General features: G+C 70.6%; 4 protein-coding genes and 1 tRNA gene. 4 read left to right on the top strand and 1 reads right to left on the bottom strand.

The features are described 5' to 3' along the window. Positions 1 to 1,025 precede the first annotated feature (1,025 nt). A tRNA-Pro gene (locus PLE19_22865) sits at positions 1,026 to 1,103 on the bottom strand. 234 nt (positions 1,104 to 1,337) lie between these two features. On the opposite strand from PLE19_22865, the gene PLE19_22860 reads away from it, so the two are divergent. The 4 genes from PLE19_22860 (at position 1,338) to PLE19_22845 (ending at position 10,965) form a co-directional block, all read left to right on the top strand. After that, positions 1,338 to 3,815, top strand: a complete 2,478-nt coding sequence (locus PLE19_22860) for a DUF3656 domain-containing protein (protein ID HPD17789.1) — start codon at positions 1,338 to 1,340, stop codon at positions 3,813 to 3,815. Between the two features lie 1,320 nt (positions 3,816 to 5,135). Beyond that, positions 5,136 to 6,164, top strand: coding sequence for a zinc-binding dehydrogenase (locus tag PLE19_22855; protein HPD17788.1), 1,029 nt, complete (start codon positions 5,136 to 5,138; stop codon positions 6,162 to 6,164). Positions 6,165 to 6,179: 15 nt separating this feature from the next. Continuing rightward, complete coding sequence (locus PLE19_22850) at positions 6,180 to 9,344, top strand: hypothetical protein (protein HPD17787.1); 3,165 nt, start codon at positions 6,180 to 6,182, stop codon at positions 9,342 to 9,344. A 10-nt stretch (positions 9,345 to 9,354) separates the two neighbouring features. Continuing rightward, positions 9,355 to 10,965, top strand: a complete 1,611-nt coding sequence (locus tag PLE19_22845; GenBank protein ID HPD17786.1) for a sulfatase-like hydrolase/transferase — start codon at positions 9,355 to 9,357, stop codon at positions 10,963 to 10,965. Positions 10,966 to 11,014: the final 49 nt, after the last annotated feature.

Below are 11,014 nucleotides of genomic sequence, written 5' to 3'. Positions count from 1 at the left end.
CCCCGACGGCACCGTCACCCTTGGCAGCGTTGACACGTCCGTTCCTCCTCAGAGCGAGCCATGACCGGCCCCAATGCATGAGTACAAAGCACTATTTCTACCCACAGCAATTCGTGTGCCAGATAGCGGGTGCAGCATCTCTGCGCGCCTCCTGCTGATTCGACGGCCTAACCTGCACTGGCAGCGGACTTTACGGCCTTGTGCTTGTGGTGCGGCTGGCGTCTCGATCCGGGTCGCGCGGTGCAAGGCCCCAGCAATGTTGCCATCTGTCAACGCCAGCTCTGTTATCGTTCTGTAATAGCTGGCTAAGTGTTTGTAGTATAGACACTTAGAAACTGTTTCCAGCCATCAACGCACCTGTGCGTTTTAACAACATGGCTGGCAAACGGAGAGGCGGTTACGATACGAACCCCGGCCTTCGCCAGAGACCCAGGCTGCGCCTGTAACCGACCGCGAGCCATCCCTCCAGAACGTTCCAATACGTTCGGAAGGAGACGACCCCCAGCGCTCGCCTTACCTGTTACCCTCCCCAAGGGATTGGAACCTTCGGGAGGGAGGCCCCCGCTGTGGCCTCCTTTGTCCCTATGCGCTGCCCCTCTTTCTCGTCCTTACGCTCTGCGTGGAGACGGGTCTCTTGGCCGCTCCGCGGCCTCTTCGTTTTCGGGAAGAGGGGACGCGGGAGTCGGTAACCTCTCGCGGGTTGCGAACCCGCGGGAGGTTGGGGCTGGACGCGGGAGCGTCCGGATCTTCGCCCCCACGCGGAGCGTAGGGGCGAGAAGGGTGAGGAAGCGTAGGGGCGCGCCTGAGAGCCGCCCCTACCGAACGTTCCAAGACGTTCGGAAGGAGACGCCCTCCAGCGCTCGCCTTACCCGTTACCCTCCCGAAGGGATTGGATCGCACGTGTGTAGCCGATCTTCAGTTACAGCGGCTTTCCGTATCCTGACCCCTCGCACGTGGCGCAGCCACTGTGCCGCCATGAGAAAGCCCCTCGACGTTGTTTGCGCCGAAGGGCTTCTCGTTCCGGCTGGTCGGGGTGACCGGACTTGAACCGGTGACCTCGTGCTCCCAAGGCACGCGCGCTAGCCAAACTGCGCCACACCCCGTGGTGAAGGAGGCGTCGCGGTGAGCCGGGTGACCGTGCGACAGCACCCGTGATTATACCTGCCGGCGCCCGGAAGTCAAGGCGGCGACGGCCGGGTCCGAGGCCGCGCTCGGGCTGCCGGCGCCGAATTGCCAGGTTGCGAGCAGGACGGCGGACTCTTCGCGCGGAGACGGCTTGGGTCGCAGCCTGAATATGGTATGATGGTGATCCTGACCGCGCCCAGGAGTTGATGGAGATGCCCCCGAGCTGCCAGGCTAAGACGCATCCCGAGCTGCTCGCCCCGGCGGGGGACCGTGCGGCGCTGCGCGCGGCCGTGGCGAACGGGGCCGATGCGGTGTACTTCGGGCTCCAGGACTTCAATGCGCGGCTTCGCGCGGCGAACTTCGCGGCCGAGGACCTGCCCGAGGTGCTGGGCTATCTCCACGACCGTGGGGTGCGGGGCTACGTCGCGCTGAACACGCTGGTCTTTCCTGACGAGCTGGCGGTCGCGGCGGAGCGGTTGCGGGCCATCGCCGAGGCGGGGGCCGATGCGGTGATCGTGCAGGATCTGGGCCTCGTGCCGCTCATCGGACGGCTGGCGCCCAGCCTGCCGGTGCACGCCTCGACGCAGATGTCGCTCGCCGAGGCGCGCGGCATCGAGCTGTTGCGGTCGCTCGGCGTGCGGCGGGTGATCCTGGCGCGCGAGTTGTCGGTGAGGGAGATTCGGAGCGTGGCCGCGGCGACCGAGGCCGAGCTCGAGGTGTTCGTGCACGGGGCGCTGTGCCTGTCGTTCAGCGGCCAGTGCCTGGCGAGCCTGGCCCTGGGCGGGCGGAGCGCGAACCGCGGCCTGTGCGCGCAGCCCTGCCGCCTGCCCTACCTGGTGGTGGCCGACGGCGAGCCGCTCGACGCGGGCGAGTGCCGCCATCCGCTGAGTCCGAGCGACCTGGCGGCCTACGATCGCATCGCCGACCTCGTGGCAGCGGGTGTGGCGGGGTTCAAGATCGAGGGGCGCCTCAAGGGCCCCGACTACGTGGCCGCGGCGGTGCGGGTGTACCGTGCGGCGCTGGACGCGGCGATGGCAGGCGAACGGTTCACGCTCTCGGCCGCGCAGGCGGCGGAACTGGCGCAGGGCTTCTCGCGGGGGTTCACGCGCGGGTTTCTCGACGGGGTGAACCACCAGGAACTGGTGGTGGGCCGCTCGCCCAGGGGCCGCGGGCGGCGGGTGGGCGAGGTGGTGGGCGTGGCGCGGCGTGGGATCGTCGTAGCCCTCGAGGCGCCCGGCGCGGTGAAGCCGGGCGACGGCCTCGTGTTCGACACCGGCGGCGCCGGGGATGACGAACCCGGGGGGCGTGCGGTGGCCGTGGAGCCGATGCAGGGGCCGCGCGGCCGAACGCTGCTCGTCTTCCGCCGCGAGGACGTGCGCCCCGGCGCGGTGCCCGTGGGCAGCGTGGTGTGGAAGACCGACGACCCGGCCGTGAGGCAACGCCTCGAGCAGAGCTATGCCCGGGACGTTGTCTCGCGGCCCGCGCCCCTCGACTTCCGCGTCGCGGCCCCGCTCGCAAAGCTCCTTCAGATAACGGCTTGCGATGATGGCGGACGCGCGGCTACGGTGGCGTGGGACCGCCCGCTGGAGCGCGCCGAACGGCACCCGCTGACGCTGGACCTGCTTCGTGAGCAACTCGGGAGGCTGGGCGGCACGCCGTTCGCCTTGCGCTCGGTCGAGGCCAACCCTCTCGACCCCGTCATGGTGCCGAAGAGCGTGCTCAACGACCTGCGCCGGCGGGCGGTCGAGGCCCTGCTCGGTCAGCGGCGGGCCGCCGCTCGGCACGCCATCGCGGACCCCGCCGCCCTCGACCGCCTGCGCGAGGCGTTGCCGCCCGCCGCGCCGACGCACGATGCGGCCAGCCTCTGCGTCCTCGTCAGAAGCCTGGAGCAGCTCGACGCCGTGCTCGCGGCGGACGCGCCCAGGCCGGCGCTCGTCTACGGCGATCTCGCGCGCCCGTCGGAGCAGGCCAAGGCGGTGGCGCGCGCCCGCGCGGCCGGGGTGGCCATCGGCCTCGCCACGCCGCAGGCGATCAAGCCAGGCGAGGAGGAGCTGTTGGAACGGCTGCTTGCCCTCGGCCCCGACGCCGTGCTCGCTCGGAATCTCGCCAGCGTGGCCTACTGCCGCGAGCGCGCCCCCCGCCTGCCGCTCGTGGGCGACTTCTCGCTCCACGCCGCCAACGAGCTGGCCGCCGACGTGCTGCTCTCGCGCTTCGGCCTCGCGCGGCTCACGCCCAGCCCGGACCTCGATGCCGCGCAACTGGCGACGCTGCTGCGCCGCCTCGACCCGGGGCGCATCGAGGCCGTGGTCCACCAGCACACCGCCATGTTCCATACCCAGCATTGCCTGTTCGCCGCGCGGCTGTCCAGCGGGCGCGACCGAAGCGACTGCGGGCAGCCCTGCCGCCGCGCCCGCCTCGCGCTCCGCGACCGCAGGGGGGCCGAGCACCCCGTGCGGGCCGACGCGGCGTGCCGCAACACCGTCTTTCACGCCGCGGCAGGGTCCGCCGTCGAGGCCGCAGGGCGACTGTACCGCCTGGGCGTGCGGCACTTCCGCATCGAACTGCTCGACGAGGCGGCGTCCGCTGCCCAACGGCTGTTGGGCCGCTTGGGCCGGGCGCTGGCCCGCGAGGCTGGCTCACCTTCGCAGGGCCTGTTTCGGAACGAACCGAACGCTGACGTGCTATCGTGAGCCCGTCGAACGATCTTGCAAGGGCTTGCCGCCACACGCCGGGCGGAATCCTGCATTCCGCCCGCGTCCTTTCCCACGCGGAGCGCAGGGGCGAGAAAGCAAACCTCCGCAAGCGGGACGCTTGCGGCTACGGCCCTTGTGGGCGGGGGCTCTGTCCCCCCGCGAGGATGCGGCAGGACGCGGGGCACGGAGGCCCCGCCCACAGCCGAACCCCAGAACGAACCCGGGGTTGTTGGACGCGGGAGCGTCCGAAGATTCGCCCCCACGCGGAGCGTAGGGGCGAGAAGGATAAGGCGACGGAGCGCAGGGGCGAGAAAGCAAACCTCCGCAAGCGGGACGCTTGCGGCTACGGTCCTTGTGGGCGGGGGCTCTGTCCCCCGCGAGGAGGCGGCAGGACGTGGGGCACGGAGGCCCCGCCCACAGCCGAACCCCGAGAACGAACCCGGGGTTGTTGGACGCGGGAGGGCCTGTGCCGAGCGGCTGGCGGGCGCCGCCTGTCCATACTTGCTCAACTCTGTGAGGGGGGAAGTGAGCAAGTATGGGTAGATGGGCGAGAATGGGCGATTCTCGCGGCTCCGGCCATACTCGCTCATCCGCGCGATGAGCAAGTATGTGAGCGGGAATGCCCGGAGAGCGTAAGGCCTTGGGGCATAGAGGGTTATGGGGTGGCCTCGCTGGCGCCGCAGCCCCCGCGCCATGCTTCCCAATGGCGGCCACGCGAGGGTCGCCAAACCCTGATGAGCCCTCATTCCGGAACAAGCTTTCAGGTTGCGGCGCCTCACGAGCGTCGAGAGCATCTCAACGGCTTTGGTGAGGGTGCGTTCTGGACTGAAGCGCCTCGCCCCCCTCCGCTCCGCGCCCGAATAGCCTGCAATTCAGGCCCAGACCCTGGGGTCCGGGGGGGTGTGGGCCGGAATTGTGGGCGGCGACGGGAGCTCCGAAGGAGCGAAATAGGATAGCCCAGGGCAACGCCCTGGGAACAAGACCGCCCCGCGGCAGCCCTGACAGGGCGGAATCGAGAGCTTCTATCTCGCCCCTTCAGGGCTGGACCCGTGGAGCCCGCTGAACCCAGGGCGTTGCCCTGGGCTATCCCATGCGAGCCCTTCCGGCTCCAGAGACAATCACCCTACCCACAATTCCGGCCCACACCCGGGTCCGGGTGCGCGCTTGAAGTTGCCGGCGATGTCCGGTAGACTCTGGTCGAGATGCCTGACATTGAGAGCGAGCTGCTGCTGGAGCAGGACCCCGGGCGAGATGGCGCCCCCTGGCGGTTCGGGGGGGGGTGTGCTCGCCCAACACGTGGGTGGCAGGAGATGCGCCGTGAGGGCCGTCGGGATTCGAACGCACGGTGAACTGGGGGTGGTGCACATCGAGGATTTCGCGGCGCCGTCCGCCGCGCCGGGCGAGGTGGTGCTCGACCTCCGGGCGGCTGCGCTGAACCACCTGGACATCTGGGTGCGCAAGGGGGGGCGAGCGACGATCCCGATGCCGCACGTGCTGGGCTCCGACGGCGCCGGCGTGGTCGCCGAGGTGGGGCCGGGCGTGTCGGGCGTCAAGGTGGGCGACGAGGTGGTCGTGAGCGTGGGCCTGTCGTGCGGGGCGTGCGAGGCCTGCGGCCGCGGCGAGCAGAGCGAGTGCGCCTCGTTCGGCATCATCGGGCTGTCGCGGCCGGGCGTGTTCGCCGAGAGGGCTGCCGTGCCCGCGGCGAATCTGCTGCCGAAGCCCAAGGGGCTGACGTGGGAGGAGGCGGCCGCGCTGGGCATCGCCTATGCGACGGCCTGGCGCATGCTGTTCACGAGGGCGAAGCTCCGCCCGGGGGAGACGGTGCTCATCCACGGCATCGGCGGCGGGGTGGCCCTCGCGGCGCTCCAGTTCGCCACCCACGCCGGGGCCGAGGCCATTGTCACCTCGTCGTCCGACGAGAAGCTGCGGCGCGCGGGGGAGCTTGGCGCGGCACGCGGCATCAACTACCGGAAGACGCCCGACGTGGCGGCCGCGGTGCGCGAGGCCACGGGCGGGCGGGGCGCGGACGTTTCGGTGAACACGGTGGGCGCGGCGGCGTGGCCGGTTGACCTGGCGGCGCTGCGCAAGGGCGGCCGCGCCGTGGTCTGCGGCGTGACCACGGGCGCCGAGGCGCCGACGAATCTCCAGGCGCTCTACTGGAACCAGCTCTCGCTGCTGGGCTCGACCTTCGCCTCGCACGAGGACTTCCGCCTGATGCTCGGCACTGTGGCCGCGGCGGGCATCAAGCCCGTGATCGACTCGGTGTTCCCCCTCGGCCGGGCGGTGGAGGCGATGGCCCGGATGGAGCGCGGCGAGCAGTTCGGCAAGATCGTGCTCACGATTTGACCCAGGAGAGAGCCCTTGACGCATCCTCGTGTGGGCAGGTGCGCCCTGACGGCGCTGCTCGTGTGGACCGTCCTGTGCCCGACGGGCGAGGCGCAGATGCGCTCGGGCTTCCGCATCCCGGGCTTCGAGGAGACGATGGGCGTGGACCCCGCGCCGCCGCGGGAGCCGTACACCGTGCAGTTCATCGCCAGCTCGGCGCCGGCCAACGTGCTGTGGCCCGGCGAGCAGGCGTCGTTCACCTTCCAGCTCGTCAACACCGGCAAGCAGCCGCTGCGCGTCAGGGGCAAGGTGGACCTGATCGCCTACGGCACCAAGGGGCTGCCGGGCGACATCTGGGTGCCGCAGATGTTCAAGGTGGCGGAGTGCGGTTCGGCGCCCGTCGAGGTGAACGCGGAGCCGGGCAAGTGGCAGAACCTCACGGTGACGCCCAGGACGCCCGAGCGCAACGGCGCCTACGCGCTCGTGATAGACCTCGGGGCGGCCGGGCGGCGTTTCGTCACGAGCTTCGTCCGCACGTTCAAGGCCGAGGCCAGGCCCGTGCAATTCCCGCAACTGTGCCTGGACAACAACGAGCCCGACCTGCTGACCCGCCTGGGCGCGGCGCCCAACCGCATCGGCATCGGCTACAAGCCCACGACCGAGAAGGACTTCGCCGAATGGTACGCGCGCGAGGGCGAGAAGCTGGCCGCCTACAAGGCGGCGGGGCTGGCGATCACCGTCGAGTTCGGCGGCGGCGCCTTCTGGCATGAGAACCAGCCGCTCGGCCGTCCGCGGCCCTGGCTCGACGACAAGGGCGTGATGCAGGACACGAAGTTCGACCTCGCCTGGCTGCCGGCCTGGGACGCCGATTTCAAGAAGTTCTGCAAGCGGTTCGCCGTGGACTACGGCTGGCCGAAGGGGCCGATCAACGGCTTCATGCTCTGGAACGAGCCGTGGGAGGGCATCTCGATCAGCGGCTGGGGCGCCGACATGCTCCGCTACCGCGAAATCTACACGGCCATGTGCGAGGCCGTCGAGGAGGCGCGGGCCGAGGCCGGCGTGCAGGTGCTCCTCGGCGGCTGCGACAGCTCGTCCAACACCTTCGACAAGCTCTTCCCCGACGGAACCGACGGCTTCCTCAAGTGGCTCGACTTCTGCTCGATCCACTACCAGGGCATGCACCCGCCCTCCACCGTGAAGGCCTGGATGAACAGGGCGCACCCCAACGGCCGCGTGCGCATCTGGGACACCGAGAGCTGGGTGGCGAACACCGACGACCGCGTGGCCGCGGTCGTGGCGACCAACCTCTCGACCGGCCACGACCGCGCCGTGGGCATCTACCACGGCAACATCGCCACCGAGTGGCACGACCGCCGCGCCCGCATCCTCGGCGACGACGGCAAGCCGAAGAACATCGAGACCGGCCACACCTGGAGCGTCGCGGCCAGCGTGGGCGCCGTCACCCACTTCATCGGCGAGCGCAAGTTCCGCGAGCTGCTCTTCAAGAACGGTCTGCCCTGGGTGATGGTGTTCGACGGCCGCGCCGACGCCGCGGGCAAGCCCGACCCCGAGGACGGCACGGTGGTCGTGGTGGGCGACATCGGCGAGGCGTTCGGCGCCGACCACGTGCTCTTCCGCACGGGCCGAGGCCTGGCCGCCATCGCCCACAAGAAGGAGCTGCGTCAGAAGCTCGCCGCCCTGCCCAGGGACGCCGACCCAAAGGAGCGCGAGGCCCTCGAGAAGGCTCTCGCCGCCCCGGAGGCCCTGAGCGACGCCTCGATGACCCTGCGCGACCGCCGCGGGCAGTTCGCCCTCTACGACTTCCACGGCAACCCCGTGCCCTCGCGGCGCGGCCGCATCACCGTGCCGCTCGACCATCGCGGCTTCTTCCTGCGCGGCGACGGCAGGCCCGGCAGCTTCGCCGCGCTGCTCCAGGCCATCCGCGAGTCGGACGTCGAGGGCATCGAGCCGCTGGCCAAGGAGTGTCTCGACCTCACGGCCCGCATCGAGCAGAAGCCGATGCTGCGCCTGCAGCTCACCAACGTCCTCAACCGCCCGGTCCGCGGCACGCTGCGCGTCACGCTGGGCGCGCTCACGCTCGAGCCGGCCGCGCAGAAGCTCGCCTTCGGGCCGCACGAGACCAGGGCCGTGGCCATCCAGGTCGCGGCCGGCGCGTCCGAGCCGAGCAACACCTATCCCCTGCGCCTGGCCTTCGACGCCGGCCGCGACGGCGTGTCCGAGCACTGCGAGGACCTCCACGTCAACGTCATCGCCCGGCGGACGATCCAGGTGGACGGCAGGCTCGACGACTGGAAGGACGTGCCCGTGCAGACCATCACCAGCCCGCTCACGGCCGGCCCCACGCTCCAGGAGGCCGCGTGGCTGCCGTTCCAGAAGTTCGACACCGCGGTGCAGAAGGGCTTCGCCAACGGCTGGCTGGCCTACGACGACCAGTTCTTCTACTTCGCCGCCCGCGCGGCCGACTCCACGCCCGAGGGCGGCATGCTGCGTTTCGAGACCCGCGACGACGACCAGTTCTTCTACCCCGAGAAGAGCTTCGTCGTGCGGATCGAGAAGCCGCGCATCGCCCCCTTCCGCCGCGAAGACACGGCGGAGCCGCGCGAGCTGGTCTGGCCGCAGGGCGTGCGCCGCTACAGCTACCGCCGCAACCCCGACCTGCCCGCGGGCAACGCGCCCCACCACGACAACGTGCAGATCGCCTTCAACGTGGTGCCCGAGGCCGACAAGCCCTGGGCCCCCTTCCCGCCCGGCACCATGCCCCGATACACGGGCTACTGGGACACCGATTACGAGTACGCGCTGAACCCCGTGGCCGAGCGCTTCGGCGGCGGCACCGAGATCTGGCCGCTCCGCCGGCCCGACCTGCCCAACAAGCACTACTACCCCCGCCAGCCCAAAGCCCCGAACGAGGGGCCCGTGAAAGATGGCAAGCTCGTCGTCACCCACGAGGGGAACACCCGCATCACCGAGTGCGCGCTGCCCTGGCGCGAAATCCCCCACGTCAAGCAGGCCCTCGATGCGGGGCGCACCATCAAGTTCAGCTTCCGCGTCAACGACAACGCGAACGTCGGCTGCATGGAGCTCAGCCGCGGCCGCTCCGTCGCCAAGCGCAACGGCTCGTTCAAGGTGGACTGGACGGAGCACTGGGCCAACGAGCTCGAGTTCGCCTTCGAGAAGTGAGGGACTCGCCATGCCCGACAGGCCGAGGCCGAACATCCTCTGGGTGTCGTTCGAGGATACGAACCCCTTCTACGGCTGCTACGGCGACCGCGTGGCCCGCACACCGAACCTCGACCGCCTGGCCGCCGAGGGCTGCCGCTGGCCGCTGGCCTTCTCCGCCGCCGGCGTGTGCGCGCCCGCCCGCTCGGCCGTCATCACCGGCATGTACCCCATCTCGATCGGCACGCACCACATGCGCACGGCCCACACCCACCCCGCCACGCCCGAGTTGCCGACCCCCTACTCGGCCGTCGTGCCCCACTACGTGAAGTGCTTCACCGAGTACCTCCGCGCCGCCGGCTACTACTGCACCAACAACGTCAAGACCGACTACCAGTTCGACCCGCCGCTGACCGCCTGGGACGAGCTGAGCACCACGGCCCACTGGCGCAACCGCCCCGACACGCGCCAGCCCTTTTTCGCCGTCTTCAACCCCACGCGCACCCACGAGAGCGGCATGTGGCCCGAGAAGTGCCCCGAGCCAACGTTCGACCCCGCCGCCATCGAGCTGCCGCCCTACTTCCCCGACACGCCGAAGGTCCGCCTCGCCATGGCCCGCATGTACACCCACATCGAGGAGAGCGACCGCGAGCTGGGCCAACTGCTCGCACAGCTCGAGGAGGACGGCCTGGCCGAGAACACCCTCGTCCTGCACTGGAGCGACCACGGCCCGCTGCCGCGCGGCAAGCGCTGGCCCTACGACTCCGGCATCCGCATCCCGATGATCGCCCGCTGGCCCGGCCGCCTGGCACCCGGCTCCGTGAGCGAGCGGCTCGTGAGCACGATTGACCTCGGCCCCACCATGCTCTCGGCGGCCGGCGTGGCGGTGCCCGCGCACATGCAGGGCCGGGCGTTCCTCGGCGAGCAGGCCGCGGCGCCGCGCGACTACGTCTTCGCCAGCCGCGACCGGCACGACGAGGCCTACGACATGGTCCGCGCCGCCCGCGACAGGCGGTTCAAATACATCCGCCACTGGCGCCCCGACCTGCCCTATCTCCTCTGGGTGCCCTACCACAATCGCCACCCCATCGTCGAGGAGATGTGGCGCCTCCACCTGGCCGGCGAACTGGTCCCGCCGCAGGACATCCTGTTCCGCCCCCGCCCCGTCGAGGAGCTGTACGACACCGAGGCCGACCCGTGGGAGATTCGCAACCTGGCGGATGACCCCGCGTACCGGCCCGAGCTCGAGCGCCTGCGCGAGGCGCTCGACGGCTGGCGCCGCGCGGTGGGCGACCTGGGGGACATCCCCGAATCCGAGATGGTCCGCCGCTGGTACCCCGACGGCGCGCAGCCGACGACGGCGCCGCCTGTCTTCGTGCCCCTCTGCGGCGAGGGCCCGGGCCGGGAGCCGGCGCCCGAGGGCGGCCGCTATCGCGCGCCCGTTGCCCTCCAACTCCACAGCGCCACCCAGGGCGCCTCCATCGCCTACACGTTCGAGCCGGGGGAGAAGGTGCGCTGGCGGCTCTACACCGAGCCGTTGCGGCTGCCGGCCGGCGCGACCACCGTGCGCGCCCGGGCCATCCGCATCGGCTACAAAGAGAGCCCCGAGCGCGCCGCGACGTTCGAGGTGGTCAACGGCTAGGAGCCTGTCCAAGAATCCCCGTGGGCTGCGTTGCCGGCGTCAGCGGGCT

The sequence above is a fragment of the Planctomycetota bacterium genome, from assembly GCA_035384565.1.
Taxonomy (GTDB): domain Bacteria; phylum Planctomycetota; class PUPC01; order DSUN01; family DSUN01; genus DAOOIT01.
This window is presented reverse-complemented; position numbering and strand designations above follow the sequence as displayed.